At 74.4% G+C, this 22,877-nt stretch carries 14 protein-coding genes; 4 read left to right on the top strand and 10 right to left on the bottom strand.

Annotated features, from left to right (window positions below; genetic code table 11):
* Window positions 1–142: 142 nt before the first annotated feature.
* From WME96_RS12990 to WME96_RS12965, 6 genes are read right to left on the bottom strand one after another with little or no spacing between them, the layout of a single operon-like run.
* Entirely contained in the window at window positions 143–4,264 is a 4,122-nt protein-coding gene (locus WME96_RS12990) for a TOMM system kinase/cyclase fusion protein (protein ID WP_437290446.1), read from the bottom strand.
* A gap of 54 nt (window positions 4,265–4,318) precedes the next feature.
* Complete coding sequence (locus WME96_RS12985) at window positions 4,319–5,497, bottom strand: hypothetical protein (RefSeq protein ID WP_437290445.1); 1,179 nt, start codon at window positions 5,495–5,497, stop codon at window positions 4,319–4,321.
* Window positions 5,494–7,218, bottom strand: coding sequence for a CHAT domain-containing protein (locus tag WME96_RS12980; protein ID WP_437290444.1), 1,725 nt, complete (start codon window positions 7,216–7,218; stop codon window positions 5,494–5,496). Before WME96_RS12980 ends, WME96_RS12985 begins: the two co-directional genes overlap by 4 nt.
* Window positions 7,215–8,600: a hypothetical protein gene (locus WME96_RS12975; protein WP_437290443.1), complete on the bottom strand. Its 1,386-nt coding sequence runs from the start codon at window positions 8,598–8,600 to the stop codon at window positions 7,215–7,217. Before WME96_RS12975 ends, WME96_RS12980 begins: the two co-directional genes overlap by 4 nt.
* On the bottom strand, window positions 8,597–9,976 hold the full coding sequence (locus WME96_RS12970; protein WP_437290442.1) for a hypothetical protein: 1,380 nt from the start codon (window positions 9,974–9,976) through the stop codon (window positions 8,597–8,599). Before WME96_RS12970 ends, WME96_RS12975 begins: the two co-directional genes overlap by 4 nt.
* A gap of 22 nt (window positions 9,977–9,998) precedes the next feature.
* A complete protein-coding gene (locus WME96_RS12965) occupies window positions 9,999–11,255 on the bottom strand; it encodes a hypothetical protein (protein ID WP_437290441.1) in 1,257 nt (418 codons plus the stop codon).
* A 110-nt stretch (window positions 11,256–11,365) separates the two neighbouring features.
* Between WME96_RS12965 and WME96_RS12960 the strand changes: the two genes are divergently transcribed.
* Both WME96_RS12960 and WME96_RS12955 read left to right on the top strand, forming a co-directional pair.
* On the top strand, window positions 11,366–13,582 hold the full coding sequence (locus WME96_RS12960; RefSeq protein WP_437290440.1) for a TOMM precursor leader peptide-binding protein: 2,217 nt from the start codon (window positions 11,366–11,368) through the stop codon (window positions 13,580–13,582).
* Window positions 13,583–13,602: 20 nt separating this feature from the next.
* Window positions 13,603–14,781, top strand: a complete 1,179-nt coding sequence (locus WME96_RS12955; protein WP_437290439.1) for an amidohydrolase family protein — start codon at window positions 13,603–13,605, stop codon at window positions 14,779–14,781.
* Window positions 14,782–14,794: 13 nt separating this feature from the next.
* On the opposite strand, the gene WME96_RS12950 is transcribed toward WME96_RS12955, so the two are convergent.
* The 3 genes from WME96_RS12950 to WME96_RS12940 form a co-directional block, all read right to left on the bottom strand.
* Entirely contained in the window at window positions 14,795–15,130 is a 336-nt protein-coding gene (locus tag WME96_RS12950) for a BMA_0021/BMA_0022 family TOMM bacteriocin (protein WP_437290438.1), read from the bottom strand.
* A 236-nt stretch (window positions 15,131–15,366) separates the two neighbouring features.
* The gene (locus WME96_RS12945; RefSeq protein WP_437290437.1) at window positions 15,367–19,560 is read right to left on the bottom strand and encodes a TOMM system kinase/cyclase fusion protein; all 4,194 of its coding nucleotides are present in this window, start codon (window positions 19,558–19,560) and stop codon (window positions 15,367–15,369) included.
* A gap of 174 nt (window positions 19,561–19,734) precedes the next feature.
* The gene (locus WME96_RS12940) at window positions 19,735–20,736 is read right to left on the bottom strand and encodes a beta-ketoacyl-ACP synthase 3 (protein WP_437290436.1); all 1,002 of its coding nucleotides are present in this window, start codon (window positions 20,734–20,736) and stop codon (window positions 19,735–19,737) included.
* Window positions 20,737–20,848: 112 nt separating this feature from the next.
* On the opposite strand from WME96_RS12940, the gene WME96_RS12935 reads away from it, so the two are divergent.
* Complete coding sequence (locus WME96_RS12935) at window positions 20,849–21,580, top strand: hypothetical protein (RefSeq protein WP_437290435.1); 732 nt, start codon at window positions 20,849–20,851, stop codon at window positions 21,578–21,580.
* Between the two features lie 236 nt (window positions 21,581–21,816).
* On the top strand, window positions 21,817–22,242 hold the full coding sequence (locus WME96_RS12930; RefSeq protein WP_437290434.1) for a hypothetical protein: 426 nt from the start codon (window positions 21,817–21,819) through the stop codon (window positions 22,240–22,242).
* A 129-nt stretch (window positions 22,243–22,371) separates the two neighbouring features.
* On the opposite strand, the gene WME96_RS12925 is transcribed toward WME96_RS12930, so the two are convergent.
* A complete protein-coding gene (locus WME96_RS12925; protein ID WP_437290433.1) occupies window positions 22,372–22,743 on the bottom strand; it encodes a hypothetical protein in 372 nt (123 codons plus the stop codon).
* Between the last annotated feature and the right edge of the window lie 134 nt (window positions 22,744–22,877).

Raw genomic sequence — 22,877 nt, 5'->3', positions numbered from 1 at the left:
TCCTGAGCGGAATGAGGCGCGCACGATAACAGGTCCGTCCACCGGAGCAAGACCGGGCCTCCTGCCGCGTTGGCTCGGGAGACGCCGCTCACGCGCGATGAACCGACAGGCGATCTGCGCGCCACGCGCGCTCGACTCCCCCTCACACGGACGCGAGCTTGATCGCCGCCTCGCCCATCTTCGCCTCGGCCGCGGCGAGCTCGCTCCACCCGCGCCCCTCGGGGAACCCGCGGAGCGCGCGCGCCAGCGCGTCGTGGATCTCGCCGTACCGCCCCTCGCCCTCGAGCAGCCGCGCGAGGTGGAGCGACGCGCGCAGCTCGGGCGACCGCGCGCCCTGGCCCCGCGCGAGCTCGACCGCCTCGCGGTAGCTGCGCTCGGCCGCGCGCTCGTCCCCCAGCCCGCGGAGGCAGTCGCCCTTCAGGCGGTGGAGCTCCGCGACGCAGCGGCGCTCCTGGACCACCCCCGCCGCGGCGAGGCACCTGTCGATCCGCGCCAGCGCCGCGTCGAAGCGGCCGAGATCCATCTCCGACTCCGCGGCGAGCGAGCCCCAGCGCGGATAGGGCTGCCCCATGCCGGCCGCGCGCATGTCCGCGAGCAGCCGATCCGCGCCCTCCACGTCCCGCTCGAGCCACGCCCGCAGCAGCCCGCCGAACGTCAGCCACTGCGTCAGCCCGAGGGGCTCCGCGAGCCCGAGGAGCCGCTCTGCCGCGCTCGCGATCGCGTCGCGGTCTCGCCGGCAGTGATGCACCATGGCCGCGTGGACGAGCTGGTGGCAGGTGGTGCCCACGTCCTGCAGCGCCCCGGCGGCCTCGTCGGCGCTCCTCAGCCACGCCGCCGAGCGCTCCAGGTACCCCCTCGACCAGAGGACCGCCCCGAGCGCGACCTGGGCGCCGACCGCGAGATCGACGCCGAACACGCGCGCGGACCCGCGGTGCTGCGCCGGGTCGTACAGCGCGACGGCCCGCTCCAGGGCGGCCTGCGCCTCGTCGAGCCGCGCGGCGATCAGGAGCGACCGCCCCAGCGCCAGGTGCGCCGCGATCGCGTGCTGCGCGTCGCCGGCGCGCTCGCTCAGGGCGACATACTGCTGCGCCAGCGCGTGCGCCTGCTCGGCGTCGCCCCGCTTCCAGCGGTGGTTGAACCGCGCCCACAGCATCGCGAGGGCGTGCGACCCGTCGCCGACGCGCTCGATGAGCTGCTGAGAGCGCCGCACCGCCGAGTCGACCTCCTCCGCCGCGAAGCTCCGGATCGACGCCACGGCGGCGATCGTGATCTGGTTGAGATCGAGCTCCACCTCGGCGCGCTCGCGCGGCTCGTCGAGGGCGTCCAGCCAGGACATCGCCTGGAACGCCGCCGCGAGCGCCTCCGCGTTCATCGATCGGTGGAGCGCGCGGCGCGCCGCCGCCCGGCCGTAGGCGATCGCCTCCCGCTTCTGCTCCGCCCTCGCGTGGTGCATCGCGAGGAGCCCCGGCCGCTCCGCGGCGATCTCGGGGAAGCGCTCCTCCAGCGCCCGCGCGATGCGCGCGTGCGCCCGCTGGCGCGCCCGCCTCGGCAGCGACTCGTACGCCGCGTCCCGGAGCAGGACGTGCCGGAAGACGTAGGTCGACTGCCGCGCCCGACGCCTCAGGAACAGGATGTCCGCGGCGACGAGCCGGTCGAGATCCTCCTGGACCGCGACCTCGTCGAGCGCGCTGATCTCGGCCAGCAGCTTCGCGCTGAACTCGCGCCCCAGCGCCGAGGCGAGCTGCGCCGTCTCCCGCGCGCGCCCCAGCCGGTCCAGGCGCGCCGTGAGCGACGCCCGGAGCGGCGTCGGGATCGACAGCTCGCACGACGGGCGCTCGGCCATCAGCGGCCCCAGCGCCGCGCGCTCGTCCACCGACGCGCCCGACTCGATCACCGCGCGCGTGAGCTCCTCGACGAAGAGCGGCACGCCCTCGGCCTGCTCGATCACCCGCTCGACGACCCGGGGCGGGAGCTCCTTCCCCGCGGCGATGCTGGCGATCAGCGCCGCGACCTGGCCGCTCTCCAGGGCGCAGAGCTGGATCTGCAGCGTGCCCGCCAGCGGCCACGGCGGTGAGAACTCGGGCCGCGCCGTGAGCAGCACGCAGATGCGGGCCGCCGCCACCTCGGGCAGGAGCCGCGTCAGGAGCTCGAGCGTCGTCGGGTCGGCCCACTGGAGATCCTCGAGCAGGAACAGCACCGGCCGCCGCTCCGCCATCTCGATCAGCAGCGAGACGAGCGCGCCCAGCGTCAGCTTCTTCCGGCGCCGCGGGCCCAGGTCGAGCGGCGCGGGGTCGTCGCCCGCCGGGATCGAGAGCAGCGACGCGAGCAGCGGCATCGTGTCGCCCAGCCGGAAGCCGTACGCCGTGAGCAGCGCCCGCAGCTTGCCGGCCTTCTCCTCGGGCGTCTGGCGCTCGTCGATGTCGGCGAGCTGCTCGAGCGCCTCGATGATCGGCCGGAGCGCGCTGCTGCGGTTCTCGGGCGCGCAGCGGCACTCGATCCAGAAGTGCGGCTCCCCGCGGATCTCGCGGTAGAGCTCCGCCGCAAGGCGCGACTTGCCGATCCCCGGCTGCCCGGTGATGAGCACGCTCTGCCCGGAGCCCTCCCGGGCGCGGCGCCAGCGCTGCGAGAGCAGCGCGAGCTCGTGCGTCCGCCCGATCATCGGCAGCGCCGCGACGCGCGGCTCGATCGACGGGCGCTCGGCCGCGACGCGGTGGACCTCGACCTGCCCGGCGCCGCCGCCGAGCTGGCAGGACCCCAGCGGCTCCGTCACGAACCGGTCGCGGAGCAGGCGGCGCGTGTCCCCGCTGAGGAGGACGGCCCCCGGCTGCGCAAGCCCGCTCAGGTGCGCGGCGACGCTCGCCGTCGTCCCCACGCAGGCCCCCGAGCCGCCGGCGCTCGTCTCTCCGCCCTCGGGGACGATCACGAGCCCCGTGTGCGCGCCGATCCTGACCTGCGGGCCGAGCCGCCGCCCGGCCTCCATGAGGTGGCCCAGCTCGCCGATCCTCGCCGCGATCTCCAGCGCCGCGCGCGCCGCGCGCTCGGCGTCGTCCTCGCCCGTGACCGGGTGGCCGAAGCCGAGGAGCACCCGCTCGCCGAGCACGCCGGCGACGGTCCCCTGGAAGCGCCGGGCGACCTCGAAGCAGATCTCCTGCTGCGCGCGGAGCAGCTCGTCCCGCTCCTCGACGTCGCAGCAGTCCCGCTCGGGCGCCGACACCTGCAGCGAGCAGCACACCGCCGTGAGCAGCCGGCGCTGCCCCGATCCTTCGCCCGGGAGGCGCGGCGGCGCGGGCGGCGCGGGGCGGTCATCGTACGCCGTCGCCGCCTCCGGAGCCGGGCGGGCCGCGGCGCCCGGCCCGGGCTCCGGCCCGGCGCGCAGCCCCCGCGGGAGGTCGCTCAGGTCGCACGCCTCGAGCTCCCTCAGCAGGCCCTCGGCGGTCACCTGGCGCGCCTCGACCTTCTTGGTGAGCGCGCGCGACAGGAGCCGGCCGACGGGGTGGCGGAGCAGCGCGGCGGGCACCGGGATCGGCGCGGGGTCGAGCTGCATGGACACCACCTCGGCCACCCGCCGCCCGGAGAAGACCGGCTGTCCCGTGATGCACTCCAGGAAGACGAGCCCCCACGAGAAGAGGTCGGCGCGCGGCGTGGCGACGCCCCCCTGGAGCTGCTCGGGCGCCGCGTACGCCGGGGTCCCCAGCAGCTCGTCGTCGCCCGTCAGGGTGACCTCGCCCCCGGCCTCGACGTCCTCGGCGATCGCGCCGATCCCGAAGTCGAGCACGAGCGCGTTCCGCCGCGCCCCCGTGGGCATGATCATGATGTTGGACGGCTTCAGGTCCCGGTGCGTGATCCCCTGGGCGTGCGCGGCCGCGAGCGCGTCGAGGACCTGCAGCATGAGGTGGCGCGCCTCCTGCGGATCGAGCGCCCCCTCCTCGCGCAGGACCTCCCTGAGGTTCTTTCCGGGGACGAACTCGAACACAAGGTAGATCTGCCCATCGTCCGTGCGCCCGGAGTCGACGAGACCGACGATGTTCGTGTGGTGCAGGCGCGCGCACAGCCGCATCTCCCGCTGGAAGCGCGCGACGCGCTTCGAGGCCGCCCCCTCGCGGGCGCCGGGCTTCAGGACCTTGACCGCAACCATCTGGCCCGTCGCGACCTGGCGCGCCTGGAACACGGTGCCGAACCCCCCGGCGCCGATCCTGGACAGGATCTCGTAATGCCCCTGGAGGCGGGCGCCTCGGATCAGCTTGTCCTCACCGCGGCTGCTCATGGCGCACTCCGGTGGCTGGAGCTGGCGACGCCGCGCCGGCGCGCGCCTCGGCCTTCAGGCGACCATCCGGAAGCTCGAGAGCGGCATTCCGTACACCCGCTGCGACCCCTGCACGTCGAGCTCGGTGATGTTGAGATCGCGGCTCCCCACGTCGCCGCAGTAATAGTGCATGACCGACCGGGGATCATAGGCCGTCAGATCGAGCGTCTGCGACGCGTCCTCCCTCGGGCAGACGGGCGGGGCGCCGCTCCGGATGTGCTCGTGGCGGAAGCCGAGGACGTGGCCCAGCTCGTGCCGGAGCACGCCGACGGGGTCGAACCCGAGCGAGGGAGAGAAATACGAAGGATCGATGAGGACCTGCCGCCTCGAGGCCGGCTCGTGCGGGAAGAAGGCAGCAGCGATGAACCTCCCGCCGGCGTTGAAGAGCCGCACCGGGAACACGACCTCCGCCGGGCGGCCGTCGCGCCCGTCGAGCTCGGCGACGTGGCGGAACGAGACGCCGCACGTCGCCTCCCAGTCGCGCGTGGCCGCGAGCATGTTGGCGCGCGCTGTCGCGTACTCGCCCTCGCCCCGGAAGGTCGACCGGAGCACGCAATACGTGATCACGAACCCGGGAGGCCAGCGCACCAGCTTGCCGTCTTGCAGGACGCCGATCAGCCCCTCTCCCTCGGGGCCGGCGGGCACGTTCGGCGGCTCCACGTTGGCGGCGCGAGGCAGGTAGTCGGCGAGCTGCCCCTCGTCCAGCAGGAGGTCGCCCTCCGCGACATAGATCTGCTTCCCATCGAGCTCGAACGTCGGGAGCCTCGTCTTGAGCTCCTCGACCTTCTGTGCGGTGACCGGATCGGTGATGGCCATGGCGATGTCTCCTCGGCCAGGAGCGCCGGGGCCCCTGGGTGGTTGTCGTGGATCGGACCGCGTCGCGCCGCGGATCACCTCCTGGAGGCGCCCGGGCAGTTCAAGGAAGAGCGCGCGGCTGAGCGGGTCGGCGCCCTCGGGCGCGGCGCCGCGGGCGAGCGCGTCGACGAGCAGATCCTCGCGCGAGCCGAGCGTGTCTCCCCGCACCAGGTAGTGCGTCCGGCCGTCGAGCTCGATGCGATACAGCTCCTCGACGCGGCGGAAAGCCGCGGACCGGTCGAGGAGCGCCAGCAGCTCCGGGTGCGCCTCGAGCAGCGGTGGCCGAGGGTCCTCCGGCCTGGTCATTCCCCTGTCGACCTCTGCATTGCGCGGACTCATGGCAAAGGCACCACGATGGTATTATTCCATCCACACAAGAACAGCTTCGGGTCGGACGCGAGGGCGTCAACCCGTAGTTCGTAGGCTGCGGGGAACACGCCGGGCAGCGTCAGATCGGCCTCGAACAGCGGGCCAGCGCCGAGCGTCACCGGCTCCCCGGCGGGGCTGGACGCGAAGAACCGCACCTCGCCAGGCTGATCGAGCGCGAAGTACGCGCGCAGCCCGGCGGCCTTGAGCGCAGCCCCCGGCCGGGCGGCGCGCGGCGCGATCGCCTCGGCGAACGACAGGCGGCCTTCCAGGCGCGACACGGTGAGCGAGCCCACGTGCTGCACGGACACCTGCACGGTGTCGCCGGGCTTCGCCTCGACCCGCGTGGGCCACACCAGGGAGGCGCCCCGCTGCCGCCGGCGGTCGAGGAACGCCGACTCCACGGTGTCGAGCAGGAAGCTCGAGAACTGCCGGGTCTCCGGGGGCAGCGAGGCGGGCAGCTCGCTCAGCTTCTTCCAGACCTTCTCGCGGAGCTCCTGATCGTGCTCGTCGAGCGGGTCGTAGGTGGTCGGCGCGGTGCACAGGAAGTCGAACAGCGGCTCCATGCCGGCCGCGCGGAAGAGGACGGGCGCCGACCAGCTCGGCGGATAGGGCTTCTGCGCGAACATCTCCTCGCGGCCCGCCCGCACGGCCCGCTCGACGTCGCCCGGGCTCTGTTTGAGCAGGCTGAGGACGAACGCCTGGAGGAAGCGCTCGGCGTCCGACGTCTCCAGCCGGTGGCGCATCCCGATCGCGCACTGCACGCCGGACTCGCCGTGGATGAGCGCGTGCGCCACGCTCTGGCTGCCGCGCATCCACTGCGGGAGCCGCTCGCGCACCACCTCGCTCCCCGCCGTCAGGCAGCCCGCGAGCACCACGACCGGCACCGGGCGGTTCATGAACTCGCTCCGGATCTGGTCGGCGCGGATCGGGTTGGCGAACTCGCTGCCGTCGAGCTCGAACAGGAGGACGCCGATGGGGGGGAACCCCTCGAACGCGACGTCCTGCAGGTCGCCGTGGCCGAGGTAAACGAGGAGGTTATAGCTCGCGTTGCGCAGCTCGGCGCGGAGGGCGTCGTAGGTGACGGGCCTGCCCGCGCCGCCCTCGCTGGTCAGCACGGCGACCTCCACCACCTCGGCGAGCCCGCACGCGCGCGCGATCGAGAGGACGCGATCGCGCAGGGGCAGCGCGGGCGGCACGCACCCGCCGAGGTCCTTCGGGTTGGTGCGGACGATCAGCACGCGGAACGGCCACCCCCAGCGCATCGTCGGCGGCGTGGCCGCCGCGCGGTTGCGCTTCTGCGTGTGGACGATCCCCCGCACCCAGGGGTGCAGCGCCAGCGGGTCGGCGCCGAGCTTGAGCAGCTCGAAGGGCACGTCGCTCAGGTGCGGGAGCACCGCCGGGTGCGGCCGGAAGACGATCCGGAACGGCTGGGTCGCCGCGTTCACCGCCGTACCCAGGTGGCCGCGGAGGTCGTTCTGGAGGAGCCAGCCGGTGACCAGATCGGCCAGGGACTCGGTCATCTGCTCCGACCCGTAGCCGCTCCGCAGCTCGTCGAGCTCCGCGGGCGGGAGGCTCGGAAAGGGCCGCTCCAGCTCGTCCTCGATCGGCGCGAGGTTGCGCGCGTGGACGCACAGCCGCAGGCGCGAGCCCCCGCCGGGCTCGATGTCGACGACGAACTCGGGGTTCCTCATGTTTCCTCGGCCAGCGATTGATCGAGCGCCTCGTCGAGGCCGGCCTGCCGCTGGCTCTCGCGCTCGATGAGCGCCTTGCCCGGGAACTCGAGCCCGAGCGACGCGTAGCGCGCCTCCAGCGTCCTCGCCGCGTCGAGCAGATCGCGGGAGCACGAGAGATCGGCGGTCACCTGCGCGGGCGTGAGCGGCACGTCCCCCGCGGGGGTCTGGCCCGCGCCGGACGTCGGCCACGCGGGGGAGCGGCGCGTGTCGTCGTCTTGCCGGGTGAACTGCCGGCCGAAGCGGTGCCGGAGGAACAGGACGACGGGCGTCATCAGGGGCCGCTCCGATGCGCTCATCATCGCGTCCTCCACGTCGAGCGCCGCCGCGAGCCGCTGGTAGAACGCGCGCCAGAACTCGCGGGAGACGCGGGGGTGCATGGGGCCGAGCTGCGCGGCGATCGTGGGGCAGCCGGCGCTGTCGTGGCAGAAGCGCGCGAAGGCGTGGTGCACGGTGGGCATGCCGCCGTGGCCGACGCGGGGGATCTCCGGGGGGGAGAGCGAGAGGATCGTGACGTTCGACCCGCGCAGCATGGCGGAGAGCTCCAGGGGCGAGAGCGTGTCCTCCTCGTCCCCCGAGAACTCGAGCAGGCCCTCGAGGCCGAGCGGCGCCGCGCCGTCGGCCACCACGTGGAGCACCTCGAAGCCCGCGCGGATCGACGCGGAGAGCGCCTTGCGCGCGTCGTCCTCCTCGATCCAGGCGACCTCGATCCCGGGGCCGAGGTCCTCCAGCGCGTCGGCGAGCGCGGCCGGCGCGCCGCCGGTCGGGTCGATCACGGCGACGCGCAGCGGCTGCTCTGGCCGCAGCGGGAGCGGCGGCACGACCCTCCCCGGATCGCCCCGCACGATCGAGAGGCAGGGCGGGCGGCGCTCGCCGAGGAAGAGGATCTCCCAGGGCAGGTCCTCGAGCTCGGGCGACTCGGGCGACCACCAGATGCGCAGCCGCTGGGGCGCGCGCGGCCGGAGCCGCAAGAGCGCCCGGAGGCCGCGGGAGATCGACCCGGCGACGCGGCGCCGCAGCTCGAGCAGGGCCTCCTCGCCGCCGTAGAAGCTGCTCAGGTACTCGGCGTAGCTCAGCCAGTGGACGGCGATCTCCTCGTGCCCGATGAGCGGCAGCCCCCCCACCTCCGGCGCCGGCGGCGGCGCGACGCCCAGCTCGGCCGCGCCGGGGTCGCCGAGCTCCAGGGAGGCGAGCGCGAGCTTCGTGTAGATCCACGCGTGGTAGCGCCGGCACACGCGGCCGCCGGTCGCCCGCGGCGCGGGCCTCCCCGCGGGGCAGAGCGGCGCGACGCGGACGAGGATCTCGTGGTACCGGGAGGGCGGCGCGGCCGTTGACGGGGTCATGCGCCGTCTCCGGTGAAGTCGACCGATCGCGCGAGCCGCGCGTAGGACGACGCGCGCTGCGGGGACAGCGACGCCGCGCCCGCGAGCAGCGGCGGCCGCGGGATCGCCGCGAAGAACTCCATCGCCCGCCGCTGGACGGCGCCGAGATCGGCAGGCGGCGGCTCCGAGGCGACCGCGAGCTGCGCCGCGACCGGCACGAGGCGGTAGGGGAAATACGACGGCCTGTCCGGCGCGGGGCGGAGCGCGCCGCTCGCGAGGAAGCGCGCGAGCGGGGCCGCGCGCCGCACGTCGGCCGCGGCGTCCGGGTGGAGCTCGGCGAGCGGGCGGCCGCCGAGCGCGTCGAGCTTCGTCTCCAGGAACGTCCCCGTGATCGCGCCGAGATCGTCGAGGAACGGCGCGACCCACGCCGGCGCGCGCAGCGCACGCCAGTCCCGATCCAGCCGGTCGGCCGCCTCGTCGAGCGGCGCGACCCCGAGCCGCCGCAGGAGCGCGGCGAGCAGCGGCACGCGGACCATCGGGTGCGGGTGCGGATCGAGCCTGTCGAGCTCCCCTTGCTGGCTCCCGGGCGCGACCACGAGGAGGAACGACGCGAGCGCCAGCGCGAGGCCGGCGTTGCCGAGCAGCACGCCGATCGCGTCGGCGAGGATCTCCCGGGTCCAGCCGAACCAGATCGCCTGTCGCTCCGACGGGATCTTCCCGTCCGTGCCGAGGAGCAGCGCTCGGGCCAGCTCGCTCGAGAGCGCGAGGTCCTGATCGACGTTGTGGCCGACCTCGTGGCAGAGCGTGGACAGGAGCCAGGCGCACTCGGTCTGATCGGCCGGCAGGAGCACGATCGGGATGGGCAGCCGGAGATCGCGGTAGCTCCGGAGCGAGCTACGGAGGACGCGCAGCGGGTTCTGGCGGCTCACGGCGACGGGCCCGTAGTGCGCCTCCAGGCAGACCAGCGGCGGCTCGCGCATCGCCTCGCGGGGGATGAGCCCCCAGTTGCGCGCCCGGTTCATGCACGTCTGGTAACAGTCGGCGGCCACGAGATCGGCCGCGTCGAGCGAGGGGGCGAGCGCCGGCAGCTCCCGCTGCGCGAGCGTCTGCGAGAAGACGCTCCACACCCCGTGCGCGCCCGCGATCTCGACGAGGAGCTTGCCGAAGCCGTCCGCGTAGTCGGTGTCGGACAGATCCGCGCCGAGCTGCTCGACGATCCAGCGCTGGCGCTGGATCAGCTCGTCCATGAGGATCTTCAGCGCGAGCACCTGGGTCGCGTGGATCCCGAAGCCGCGCGCGTTCTCCGCGGCGGCCGCCTCGAACCGGTCGACGTCGCGCGGGAGCACGTCGATGCGGCGCTGGAGCTCGGCGGTCGCCCTTGCACGCAGCGTGGACACGGCCCCTCCCCTCCCGATCTGCTTAACGGCGCGGGGCTCGATGTAAAGCCTGCGCCGCCGCGCAGCCGATCGCGCACGAGCCCGGCGGCGCCGCCGCGAGGATGAGCGCGCTCGACGCGGGCGGCGCCCGCGCGGGCAGGCCGAAGAGGCCAGCGAAGAGCGAGGGGCCCGCGTAGGCGATCAGGAACCCGACGGCGACGCCGCCCCAGAAGTCCTCGATCGCGAGGACGGGCTGCACGTCCTTCTTCCGCGCGAGCAGGACGACCGCCATGGCGACCAGGACGAGCGACACGGCCAGGCTGACGCCGGCCTCGGCGTCGAGCGGCGCGGCGCTGCCCCGCGCGGCGAACCAGCCCCCGACGCCGCCGGCGACGGCGCCGCAGATCATGCTCCCGAGCGACGCGCTCACCCTGAGGACGTGCTCGATCGTGTCGAGGTTGCTCGCGCCGTCGATCTCGTACTCGACCTCGATGAGCAGCCGGTACGAGGCGGCGCGGAACCACAGCGCGCGCCGCGACCGCACGGTGAAGCTCCGCGCCGTCGAGTTCCCGGCCTGGAGCACCGCAGGCGGGTCCGGCGACCGCAGCGACCGGATGGCGCTGCGGAAGGCGCCGGCGTCGTCGCCGAGGAGCCCCGGGCTCGCGGCGCTCGGATCGACCTCGTCGTCGCCGCCATCCCACGCGCGAGCCGCCTGCGCGGGGTCGCGGAAGCCGGCGCTGCCGTCGGCGGGCCTCTCGAGCGCCGCGAGGGCCGCCGCGCCCCCCGCGCCCCGGAGATCGCGCGCGATCGCGGGCGCGCCCGGCGCGGCGGCGCGCCCGGGCGAGCGCCGTCGCAGCAGCCGCCCGACGGCGCGGCGCAGGCGGGCGCCGAGGGAGGCGCGGCCCGGCGCGAACGCGTGCGCGGCGTCCTCGAGGCCGGCGAGCCGGTCCTCGAGCTGGTGGATCCGCCGCTCCGTCCAGCGGCGGTCGACGTCGACGAGCTCGGCGGGCAGCGCGGTGCTCACGCGGCGCAGCGCGAGCGGCGCCTCGAAGGGGTTCTGCACCGTGACGAAGATGGAGAAGTCCTGCCCGGCGACGAGCCCGTCCGTCGACGTCGACACCGAGGTCCGGATGGCTCCTCTGAACGGCTTTGCTGGCTCTGGTGCCGCCATGGAGTCGTTGGATGAGCGCACCTCGGACGGCGTCTTGCGCGCCGCGATCGGCGCGACGCTGGACCACCTCACCTCGTCGGGCCGCGGCGCGCGCTCGCGGCGGCGAGCGCACGGCCGCAAGCGCAGCACGGCCGCGAGCGCACGGCCGCAAGCGCACTCCGGCCGGGCGCGCCGGTCCAGGGCAGCCGCGGCGCGGCCCTCGGATCCGCGTGCTAGAACGCCCCCGCGGGGGGTCGTTCATGGGGGAGAGGTGCCTCGCGATAAAGCACCACCTGCGCGTCGAGCCCGCCGACGAGGAGACGGTCTTCCTCGTCGGCGAGCGGGAGCGGTTCATGCTCCGCGGTCGGCTCTACCGCCTCCTCGGGCCGCTGCTCGACGGGCGCCGGAGCGAGGCCGAGCTCGTCGCGGCGCTCTCCGGCGCGGCGTCCGCCGCCGAGGTCCGCTATGCGCTGGGCCGGCTGGAGGAGCGCGGCTACCTCGACGAGCCCGCGCCCGCGCCGGAGCGCGCGGGGTTCTGGCAGGCGCTCGGCGAGCGCGCCGGGCGCGCGGCCGAGCGGCTGGCCGCGACGCCGGTCTCGGTGATCGCGGTCGGCGGAGACGATCCGCGCGCCCCCGGCGCGCTCGCCGGCGCGCTCTGCGACGCGCTGTCGGCGGCAGGCGTCGCGGTGGGGGACGAGCCCGCGCTGGTCGTCGTGCTGACCAGCGATTACCTGGCCGTCGAGCTCGACGCGTGGAACCGGCGCGCGCTCCGCGAGGCGGTGCGCTGGGTGCCGGTCAAGCCCGGCGGGGTGGAGCCCTGGATCGGGCCCGTGTTCCGGCCCGGCGCGGGGCCTTGCTGGGCGTGCCTGGCGCACCGCCTGCGGCACAACCGCCCCGTCGAGGCCTACCTGGAGCGGCGCCGCGGCCTCGCCGGGCCGCTGCTGCCGCCCCTCGTGGGCCTGCCCGCCGCCCGCGCCGCGGCGCTCGATCTGGCGGCCGTCCTCGTGGCCCGGTGGATCGCCGCCGGCGGCGCCGGCCTGCTCGACGACCGGCTGATCTCGCTCGACCTCGCCGCCGCGCGGACCGCGGAGCACGTCGTCGCGCGGCGCCCCCAGTGCCCCGCCTGCGGCGATCCGGAGGGCGCGCGCGCGCGCGCGGTCGCGCCGGTGCGGCTCGAGCGGCGTCCGAAGCGGTTCACGGACGACGGCGGGCACCGGATCGCCTCTCCCGAGGAGACCCTGGCGCGCGCCCTGCACCTGGTCAGCCCGATCAGCGGTATCGTCGCCAGCCTGGGGCCCGTCGACGGGCGCGATCACCCGCTCCGGCCGGTGTACGGCGCCACGTACCGCGCCTGTCCCGCGGCGGGCTCACCGTCGTTCGACGACTTCCACCGCGCGAGCGGCGGCAAGGGCAAGACGCCCGCGCAGGCGCGCGCCGCCGCGCTGAGCGAGGCGGTCGAGCGTCACAGCGCCGTCTTCCAGGGCGACGAGCCGCTGATCCGCGCGCGGCGCGCCGAGCTCGGGGCCGCCGCGATCCATCCGCACGATCTCCAGAACTTCAGCGAGGCGCAGTACCGCGGCCGGCGGGCCGCGAGCGCCGCCGCGGACGACCCGCGCCGCGCCGTCCCGCTCCCCTTCCACGAGGACGCGGCGATCGACTGGGCGCCGGCGTGGTCGCTGACGCGCGACGAGCGGCGCTTCCTGCCGGCCGCGTACTGTTATCTCCACGTCCCGGTGCCCCCGGAAGAGCGGTTTGCCTGGCCGAGCCCGAGCGGCCACGCGGCGGGCAACTGCCTCGAGGAGGCGATCTTGCAAGGCTTCCTGGAGCTCGTGGAGCGGGATGCGGTCGCGCTCTGGTGGTACAACCGCGCGGCGCGGCCCGCGGTCGATCTGCGCAGCTTCGAGGAGCCTTATTTCGAGGCGCTGGCGGCGCATTATCGCTCGCTCGGCCGGCGCCTCTGGGTGCTGGACGCCACGACCGACCTGCGCATCCCGGCGTTCGTCGCGGTGGCGCGGGCGGCCGACACGGGCCGGCTCACGCTGGGCTTCGGCTGCCATCTCGAGGCCCGTCTCGGGGTGCAGCGGGCGCTGACCGAGCTGAACCAGCTCTTCGACCCGCGCGATCGCGCGCGCGCCGCGTGGCAGGAGGTCGTCTCCGGCGACGTGCCGTATGTGCAGCCGGCCGAGGGGGCCTCGCCGCGGCGGTGCGGCGATTACGAGGGCGCGCCGAGCGACGATCTCCGCGACGATGTCCGCGCGTGCGTCGAGCGCGCCGCCCGCGCCGGGCTCGAGACGGTGGTGCTCGACCAGACGCGCCCTGACACCGGGCTCTCGGCGGTGAAGGTGGTAGTCCCCGGGCTGCGGCACATCTGGCCTCGCTTCGGCCCAGGGCGCCTGTACGACGTCCCCGTCCGCCTGGGCTGGCTGCCCCGGCCGACGCGGGAGGAGGATCTCAACCCGGTGCCCCTCGTCATGTGACGAGGGAGAAAGGAGCGCGCATGCGCGACGGGTACCGCATTCTCGACGCCGATCGCCATGTGATCGAGCCGCTCGATCTCTGGCGCACCTACATGGCTCCGGAGCTCCGGTCGCACGCGCCTCGTTACGACTACACGTACGTGCGCGAGGGCGCCGTGGCCGACTGCGCGGCGCGCCCTTCCCCGGGCGGACTCCTGCCGCTGCCGCCGCAACCGGTGGTGGACGGGCGTCCGCTCCATCATCGCATGAGCGCGCGGACCTCGCGCGAGCTCGCCCTGTCGGCGTGCCGGCGTTCCAGGCGGAGCGGCCCGATAGAGCTGCCCGAGACGCAGCTGGAGGACATGGACCGGGAGGGCATCGACGTGGCCTTTCTGTATCCCACCATCGGCCTCCTCCTGCTGGGCCTGGCCCCGCTGGATCCGCCGCTCGCGATCGCCTACACGCGCGCTTACAACGCGTGGCTGCGAGACTTCTGCGCTCGCGATCCCGCCCGGCTCCGGGGCGTTGGCCTGATGAGCCCTCATGACCCAGGGGCGATGGTGGTCGAACTCGCGCGGACGGCGGCGCTCGGCTTCGGGGCTGTCGTGATCCGGCCCAACCCGGTCGGCGGCCGGACGCTGGGCGATCCCGCCTACGAGCCTTTCTGGGCGGAGTGCGAGCGGCGCTCGATCGCGGTCGCCGTGCACGAGGGTACCCACGCCTACCTGCCGGCGGCGGGCGCGGATCGCTTCCACACCCGCTTCGCCCTGCACGCGTGCTCGCACCCCATGGAGCAGATGATGGCGCTCCTCGCCTTGATCGAGGGCGGCGTGCTCGAGCGCCACCCGGGCTTGCGGGTCGCCTTTCTGGAGGCCGGCTGCGGGTGGCTGCCTTACTGGCTCTGGCGCCTGGACGAGGTCGAGTATCGCCACCTGGCCGGCGAGGTCGCGCCTCATGTACGGCAAGCGCCGTCCGCGTATTTCCGCCGCCAGTGCTTCGTCGGTCTCGAGCCGGACGAGCCTTACCTCACGGAGGTCATCCCGCGCATCGGAGAGGACCGGCTGCTCTTCGGCACCGATTACCCCCACCCGGATCACGACGAAGGTCTCGTGGGGCAGGCGCTCGCGCTCCGCGACAGGCTGCCCGGCGAGGTCCTCCGCAAGATACTCTGGGACAACCCTGCTCGCTTTTATGGAATCGAGCGTGGAACCGTTCGCTGAACAGACGGTTGGCTCAACAGCAGACAGGCGGTGTCTTGCCAGGGTCGCCGAGCTCTGCCAGCGCGACGGCCTGCTCGGCCAGCGCCGGCGGCGGCGGCACGTACAGGGTGACCTGGGCGCCCGGCAAGCACCACGCGCCGCGCCGCGCATCCCAGGCCCAGGGGTGATCCTCCTCCGACGGCGCCTCCTGCGCCTCGCGGATGGTGAGCTCGAGCTCCCGCGGCAAATCGTAGTCACAATGGTTCCGCAGGAAGCGCCTGGGGTCCCTCTTCAGCAGCTCCAGCTTGCCCGGATCGCGCCACGCGAGCGCGACCGCGCGCAGCCAGGCGGCCTGGAAGGCACGAAGCACCTCCGTTGCCTGCTCCCGAGATGGCTGCTGGTCTCCACGCCTGACGGACGAGGATCCATACGCCCCCTCGCGGAGGCTGTCAGCCTCGGACACCTGGTGCGCGCGCTCGACAGATTCATTCTTGAACATCGCTCGCCTCCGCTCGTTCTCACCCCGGAAACGGCACGGGCAAGATCGATCCTAGGGCCGCGGATGTGCACCGTAAGCTCCCCTGGACCGCGCGGGCGCAGCGGCGTTTACCGAGAGATCTCTCGAAGCAGCGCCCGGGCCGCGCCGATCTCGGGCATGGCGCCGTGCTCGGGATCCCAGCCGTCGATGGCGCTCAGCAGCAGGCGGGCCTCGTCGCGCCTGCCGTGCGCCACGAGGAGGCGGCCGAGCGCGAGCGACGACCGGATCTCGGGCAACCTCGCGGCCTGCTCGCGGGCGATCGCGATCGCGCGGCGAAGGCACTCCTCGCCTTCGGGCGCACGGGCGTCGTCGGCCAGCAACGCAGCCGCCCTGAGACGGTACAGCTCGGGGACATAGTACGTCTCCCCCGTCCTCTCGGCGGTGCGCAAGCAGTCATCGAGCCGATCCATCGCTGCGTCGCGCTCCCCGCGCTCGACCATCAGCTCCGCCAGGAGCGACGGATAGTATGTCATCCCGAGCTGGACGCCGGAGCCGCGGAGCCCCTCGATGTGCTCTGCCAGCCGCTCCAGATCGCCCTCGACCCAGCCACAAAGACACCCGGAATAGCCCTCGAACCAGAGCCTCTCCCGGTCCACCAGCGAGACGAGCTCACGGCTCTCGGCGGTCATGCGCCGCGGCGCCCGGCACAGGTGATGGACCATGATGAGGAAGAGCAGCGCCATCCCTATACTGTTCCAGTGCTCCAGCGCGCGAGCCGACGCCACGGCGGCCTCCCCGTGCGCGATCCCCTCGTCCGGGTAGCCCATCAGGCAGAGCACGACCGACAGCGTGACCTCCGCATAGACCCTCGCGTCGAGGCCGTAGATGAACGCCTGTCCGCCGTGCGCCTCGGGGTCATAGAGCGCGAGGACGCGCTCGAGGTGCACGCGAGCCTCCGGGAGCTTCCCCTCGATCCAGAGGCACTGCCCGAGCAGCGGCAGCGACCAGACGAGCTGACCGGTGTCTCCGGCGCGCTCCGCCGTGAAGACGAGCCGCTCCGCCACGGCCCGCGCCTCGCGGCGCTCGCTTCGAAGGTGGTAGTAGATGAACATCGCCCACAGCGTGGGCGCGGTGAGCGGGCTGTCGCCGAGCATCTCGCTCAGCTCCTGGCAGCGCCGGACCGCCGCTTCGACGTCGGGGGCCGTGTACCCCCGCAGATCCAGCAGCGCCAGGATGAGCAGGTTGTTGAGCCGCAGCTCGGTCATGGCGCGCTCCCGGTCGTCCGGGAGCGCCGACAGCCAGCCCAGCGCGCTGTGGACGTGCGTCACGGCCTCCGTCTCGTCGGCGCGCGCGGCTGGCCGCTGGAGCGCGCGCTCGGCCGCGCGCTCCGCGTACGCGATCGCCTGCCGCATCTGCCCCGCGGACGCGTGATGCCACGCCAGCAGCTCCGGACGCGCCTCGGCGATCTCCGGAAAGCGCTCCTCGATGGCCCTCGCGCTCCGCGCGTGCGCCTGCTTCCGCGTGCGCCGCGGCAGCGACTCGTACGCCGCGTCCCGGAGCAGCGCGTGCCTGAACATGTACACCACGCTCCGCGCCCGGTGCCTGGTGTGGAGCAGATCCGCCGCGATCAGCCGCTCGAGATCCTCCCTCACCGCCTCCTCGCCGAGCGGGCTCACCGCGCCGAGCACCTCCTCGCTGAACTCCCGGCCGAGCACCGCCGCGACCTGCGCGGTCTCCTTGGCCCGCCCCAGCCGGTCGAGGCGGGCCATGAGCAGCCCGCGCAGCGTCGTGGGAATGGCGATCTCCGGGAGCGGCGCTGCCGCGACGTAGCGATCGCCCTCCCCCCGCAGCGCCCCCGACTCCAGCACCATCCGCGTCAGCTCCTCGACGAAGAGCGGCACGCCGTCGGCCCGGCGCACGATCTGCTCCACCACCGCGCCGGGCAGCGCCCGCCCGCCCGCGATCCCCGCGGCCATCCCCTCCACGTGCGCGCGCTCCAGGCGGCCGAGCTGGATCTGGAGCATCCCCGACGTCGGCCACGGCGGCACGAACTCCGGCCGCGCCGTCATCAGCGCCAGCACCCTGGCCGACGCGATCTCCGAGACGAGCGCGCCCAGCCACTCGATCGTCACCGGATCGGCCCAGTGCAGATCCTCCACCACGAGCAGCACCGGACGCTTCTCCGCCTTCTCGAAGAGCAGGGACAGCAACGTCGCAAATGTCCGCTCCTTCTGTCGCTGCGGCGGGTCCGCGAGCGGGGCGTAGCGCTCCCCGAGCGGGATGGATAACAGCGCCGCGAGCACCGGCACCGCGTCCGCCAGATCGAACGGGTATTTCGAGAGGAGCCCCTCGAGCCGATCCAGCCTGCTCCGGGAGGTGTCGCCCTCGTCCGGCTCCAGGTGCCGCTCGAGCAGATCGACGATCGGATGGAGCGCGCTGTGCCGGCGGTCGTGCACGCAGCGGCACTCCAGCCAGTCGCGCGGCTGCGGGCCCAGCCTGCGGAAGAGCTCCAGCGCGAGCCGCGACTTGCCGATCCCCGGCCCGCCCGTCACGAGCACGCTCTGCCCCGCTCCCTTGCGGATCTGCCCCCAGCGCTGGATCAAGAGGTCGAGCTCCTGCTCCCTGCCGAACATCGGCGCCGCCGCGTCGCCAGGGCCGGGCCGCTCCGGCGCGTCGCGGGGGAGCTCCTCGCGCACCCGGTAGACGGGGACGGGGCGCGCGCTCCCCAGGCTCACCCGCAGCTCGGTCTCCTCGAGCGCGAAGCCGCCGCGGAGGAGCTGGTGCGTATCGCCGCTGGCCACGACGGCGCCCGGGGCCGCGAGCGCGCCGAGCCGCGCCGCGGTCTGCAGCGTCATCCCGAGGTGCTGGATGCGCTGCTGCCCCTCGCGCGCGACAACGACGCCGGTGTGGATGCCCGCGCGGACGTCGAGCGCGATCCCGCGCTCCGCCTGCAGGCGAGCGCTCCGCGCGCGCATCCTCGCCGCGATCTCCAGCGCCGCGCGGGCGGCGCGCCGGGCGTCGTCCTCCTGGGCCACCGGAAAGCCGAAGTGCAGCAGCACCTGGTCGCCGAGCGCGCCCGCGAGGCGCCCGCGGTGCCGGCGCGCGACGTCGGCGCAGAGCTCCTGCATCTCTCCGAAGAGCTCGTCGACCTCCTCGACATCCATCGCCGCGATCCCCGGCCCCGTGGCGCTCACGACGCAGCACACCGCCGTCAGCGGCCGCCGCTCTGCCTCCATCGGGCGCGCCGCCGCCGTCGCGTCGAGCTCCGCCGGCGGCACGAGCGTCCCGGGCCACGCCGCGTCCTCGCGCGTCGCGCCCGCGAGCGACGATCCGGGCACCCGCGGCGCCGCGGCCCACGACGACCACGGCACCTCCGCGGTCGCCTCGCTCGCGCTCCGCGCCGGCTCCGTCTCCGCTCCTGCGTCGCCCGGGCGGAGCGGCGCGGCGGGCCGGGTCAGGTCCTCGCGGCGCAGCCCGTCGGCGCTGCAGGCCTCGAGCTCGCGCAGCAGGCTCTCGGCCGTCACCGCGCGCGCCCCGAGGTCCTCGAGGATCGTCCGCCGGAGGAGCACCCCGAGCGGGTGCCCGAGGAGCGCGGGCGGGATCCGGACCGGCGGGGGGTGCTCCGGCTGCCGCGCCCCGACCGGCGCCGCGGGCCTGCCGGTGAGGCACTCGAGGAACACGAGCCCCCAGACATACAGATCCGATCGCGCCGTCGGCGGGAACCCGCGGCGCTGCTCTGGCGCCGCGTAGAGCGCCTCCACCCCGGCGGGCGTCTCGTCCCCGCCCCCCCGCGCGCCCGCGACGGCCGCGCCGATCCCGAAGTCGAGCACCAGCGCGTTCCGCCGCGCCCCCGTGGGGACGATCATGACGGCGCCCGGCCGCAGATCCCCGTGCACCACGCCCTGGCCGTGCGCGCAGCTCAGCGCGTCGAGGACCTGCAGCATGAGGTGCCGCGCCTCGCGCGGCTCCAGCGCGCCCTCGGCCGCCAGCAGCTCGGCCAGGCTCTGCCCCGGCACGAACTCGAAGACGGTGTAGAGCTGCCCCGCGTCCGTCTGCCCCGAGTCGATGAGCCGCACGATGTTGGGGTGGTGGAGCTGCGCGCAGAAGCGCATCTCCCGCCGGAACCGCGCGCCGCGCCGCCGCGCCGCGTCCGCAGAGCCGCCGTCCCGGCCCGGGCGCAGGACCTTGATGGTGACCAGCTGCCCGGTGGCGAGCTGTCGTCCCTTGTAGAGCGTGGCGAGGTCTTCCTTGCACAGCAGGGAGACGATCTCGTAGCGGCCCTGGAACACGCTCTCCGGAGCGACGGCCTCGACGCTCATCATGCCCCCCAGCGCCGGCGCCGCGACCTGCGGCGCCTCCGAGCGGCCGGTCGCCTCGCCGCGGAGCTCGACCCGGGCTCCAGGGCCGACCCGACGCGCCTGCGGCGAAGCGCACGGCTCATCGTCGCTTTGTAATGTCGTCGCGCGCCCGTGATGAGCCGGCGGCGCGCCGCCGGCTCACACGCGGACGACCGCGCTGCCCCAGGTGAGGCCGGCGCCGAGCGCGCACAGCAGCACGCGGTGCCCGGGCTGGATACGGCCGTCGCGGAGCCCCTCGTCGAGCGCCATGGCGACCGACCCGGCGCTGGCGCCCGCCGCGTTGCCCCCGTCGAGCGCGCCGAGCACGCGCTGCCTCGGGCACCCGAGGTGCTCGGCGAGGAGCCCGGCGAGGTGGGCGTCGGCGTGGTGCGGGATCACCCAGTCGAGGTCCGCCGGCGTGAGCCCCGCGGCCACGAGCGCCGCGAGCGCCTGCCCGCCGAGGCGCTCCTCGACGGCGCGCCGCAGCTCGGCGTGGTTCACGCGCACGGCGTGCCGCAGGTCGGCGAGCCGCTCCTGGGTGAGCGGCTCCGCGGAGCCGCCGCCGGGCACCTGGACCACGTCGGCCTTGTTCCCGTCGGCGCGGAGGCTGACGCTCAGGATCCCGCGCCCGTCGCCGGCCGCCGGCCCGACCACGACCGCGCCCGCGCCGTCGCCGAAGAGCGCGGCCGCGGCGCGGTCGCGCGGATCCAGGCGGCGCGAGAGCAGGTCGGCGCCGATCACGAGGACGTGCCGCAGGGTCCCCGCCGTGACGAACTGGTTCGCCACCGAGAGCCCGTAGAGGAAGCCCGTGAGCGAGGCGGAGAGGTCGAACGACGGGATGAGCTCCGCGCCGAGCTTCTGCTGCACGTACACGGCCGTCGCCGGCATCGGCGCGTCGCCGCTCGAGGTGGCGAGGATGATCATCCCGAGGTCGCGCGGCCCGAGGCCGGCGGCGTCGAGGGCCGCCCTGGCCGCCCTCGCCGCCAGGTCGCTCGTCGTCTCGCCGGCCGCGGCGCGGCGCCGCTCGGGGCCCGCGCTCGCCTGGCTCGGGGCGCCGTCCGCCGGCGGCGCGTCGCTCGGCGCTGCGCGCTCCTGGGCGGCGGGCAGGGCGCGGCCTGTCCCGAGGATGCACGCGCGGGGATTTCTGGCATCGGACGTCATTGGGAGCGCAGCCTACAACAAGGGCTGCGCGTTGAGACGGTCGATCTCCCGCCGCCGTTCGGTCCACGGAATGCTTGAGTCGGGGGCGCGCTCCGGTACATAAAGCGCCGCGATGGCTACGAGCTCCGAAGACAAGGACCGCCTCGACGACGACGCGCCGGCCGACGAGGCTGGCGCGCAGGACACCACGACGGAGGAGGACGGCGGGAGCCGGGCCGCTTCCCGTGCGGACGCAGCGGCGCCCGCCAGGGCTTCGCGGCCAGCGAAGCAGGCCGGAGCCGCCAGGCGCCCGGCGGGCAAGAAGGGCGGCGCGCGGCCCCGCGCGGCCGCGCAGCCGCAGGGCGGGTCGCTCGGCAAGAGCATGATCCTGTTCCTGATCATCATTGGCGGCCTGGCCGCGGCGTTCGCCTATTTCGGGCGCGAGCCCACGCCCGGCACCGCCGGCCCCAAGTGGAAGCCCGGGGACAAGTCCCAGGTCGAGGTCACCCTCGTGTCCTCGGACATCAAGGATCTCGCCTGCTGGTCGTCCGAGGAGATCAACGGGCGCCACTGCGCGTTCGAGTCGCCGACCAAGGGCTGGTCCAAGGGCGATGCGGACGACAAGAAGCTGCTCCGCCCTTACACCACGACCGATCGCGTGCAGTTCCTCGCCGCCGGCCTGTGGAGCGAGCCCGCCCTCACTGCCAAGCTGCCGTCCGCGCGGTTCGCGGTGAAGTGCACCTACACCGTCGAAGGCAAGATGAAGAGGCCGGGCATCCGCTGGTCCAGCGAGGGCGCATGGCTCGACAGGGCGGATGACTGGTACACGGGGGTCTTGTCCGACTGCAAGCTCATCACACCCTGATGTCGCATGCGCCGCGCGACCGTGCTGGCGCGGGCCGTCGCGTTGCGCGCAGCGGACTCTGCGATGACGCCCGCTGCACGCGGCGCGTCGTGCTCCATGCCCCTCGTGTGGCCGTGACCCTCCGTGGTAGTGTCATTCTTGGTTTGGAGGTGCTCATGCCCTGTCATCGGGTGATCGCGTTGGTGTCGCTGGCTGCATGGTTCGCCGTCGCTGGATGTGAAGCTGACCCGGGCACCGTGGACCTTCTGCCGACGTACGTCACCGCATCGAGCGCCTCCGGCGGCGGCGCGGAGCCCGGGACGACGACCACGAGCGTCGTCACGACCACCAGCTCCAGCGGCGAGGGGGGCGCGGGCGGCGTGGCGTGCACGTGCGAGGAAGGGCTCTCGTGCTGCGGCCCGACCTGCGTGAACCTGGTCAACGATCCGCACAACTGCGGCGAGTGCGGCACGACCTGCGCTCCGGAACAGGCCTGTATCCAGGGCGAGTGCAAGGACCCGTGCGCCCCCGGGTTCGGCTGCGAAGAGGGCACCTGCTGCGGCGAGACGTGCTGCGTCGGCGGCACGCTCTGCTGCGACTACGGCACCAGCGCGGACGCGCCGAGCGTGAGCTGCCAGGATCCGGTGAACGGGACCTGCCCCGTCGCCTGCAGCGGCTGCTAGCACCCACGCCCCTCGAGAGCGCGCGCCGTCCGCTGCGCGCCGCGCGATCGGGACGACGCGCGGCGCGGGCCTTTCGCGCGTACGACGCGCCCGCGTGTCGCGCGCGCGGAAGGCCCGCGCGCGGAAGGCTCACGGCGCCTGGAAGGTCTTGCCCGGGTACTTCCGCTCGAAGTGCCCCACGACGCCGTGGCCGATCGCCTCGATGGTGAGCCCGGCGATCGTCATCTTGATGGCCGGCCCGATCACGGGGACGAAGCCGACCGCCCGCGTGGCGAGGAATTTGAGGCCCTGCCCGAGGATCGCGAAGCTCCCGCCGGCGGCGGTCGTCGCCACGGATCCCACGGTCTCGCCGTAGATCTGGCCGACCATCGACATCATGTGGGTCTCGATCGCGACGAGCCCGGCGGAGGTGGAGATCGGGAGCGGAAGCGCGGCGAACGCGGCCCCGCCGATCGCATAGCGGTGAACCCAGCGGAGAGCTTCATCCCTGCACGTCGTCATGCTCCGAGGTTGCCGCAAGTCACGCCGTCCGTCCATCGAGCAACGCGCGGGCGCGACGAGCAGCCTGGGCGCACCCCGCGCCTTCTGTGCGCTGCCTTCCCGCTCGGCGGGAACCGCGCGTGCATGGGCCTCGC

The organism is Sorangium sp. So ce406, assembly GCF_051474675.1.
Classification (GTDB): domain Bacteria; phylum Myxococcota_A; class Polyangia; order Polyangiales; family Polyangiaceae; genus Sorangium; species Sorangium cellulosum_G.
This window is presented reverse-complemented; position numbering and strand designations above follow the sequence as displayed.

Bases quoted from the DNA above. Each gene is read 5' to 3' on its own strand.
- WME96_RS12975 (WP_437290443.1), bottom strand. From the start codon at position 8,600: ATGACCCCGTCAACGGCCGCGCCGCCCTCCCGGTACCACGAGATCCTC.
- WME96_RS12945 (WP_437290437.1), bottom strand. From the start codon at position 19,560: ATGATGAGCGTCGAGGCCGTCGCTCCGGAGAGCGTGTTCCAGGGCCGC.
- WME96_RS12960 (WP_437290440.1), top strand. From the start codon at position 11,366: ATGGGGGAGAGGTGCCTCGCGATAAAGCACCACCTGCGCGTCGAGCCC.
- WME96_RS12985 (WP_437290445.1), bottom strand. From the start codon at position 5,497: ATGAGTCCGCGCAATGCAGAGGTCGACAGGGGAATGACCAGGCCGGAG.
- WME96_RS12955 (WP_437290439.1), top strand. From the start codon at position 13,603: ATGCGCGACGGGTACCGCATTCTCGACGCCGATCGCCATGTGATCGAG.
- WME96_RS12980 (WP_437290444.1), bottom strand. From the start codon at position 7,218: ATGAGGAACCCCGAGTTCGTCGTCGACATCGAGCCCGGCGGGGGCTCG.
- WME96_RS12925 (WP_437290433.1), bottom strand. From the start codon at position 22,743: ATGACGACGTGCAGGGATGAAGCTCTCCGCTGGGTTCACCGCTATGCG.
- WME96_RS12935 (WP_437290435.1), top strand. From the start codon at position 20,849: ATGGCTACGAGCTCCGAAGACAAGGACCGCCTCGACGACGACGCGCCG.
- WME96_RS12940 (WP_437290436.1), bottom strand. From the start codon at position 20,736: ATGACGTCCGATGCCAGAAATCCCCGCGCGTGCATCCTCGGGACAGGC.
- WME96_RS12990 (WP_437290446.1), bottom strand. From the start codon at position 4,264: ATGAGCAGCCGCGGTGAGGACAAGCTGATCCGAGGCGCCCGCCTCCAG.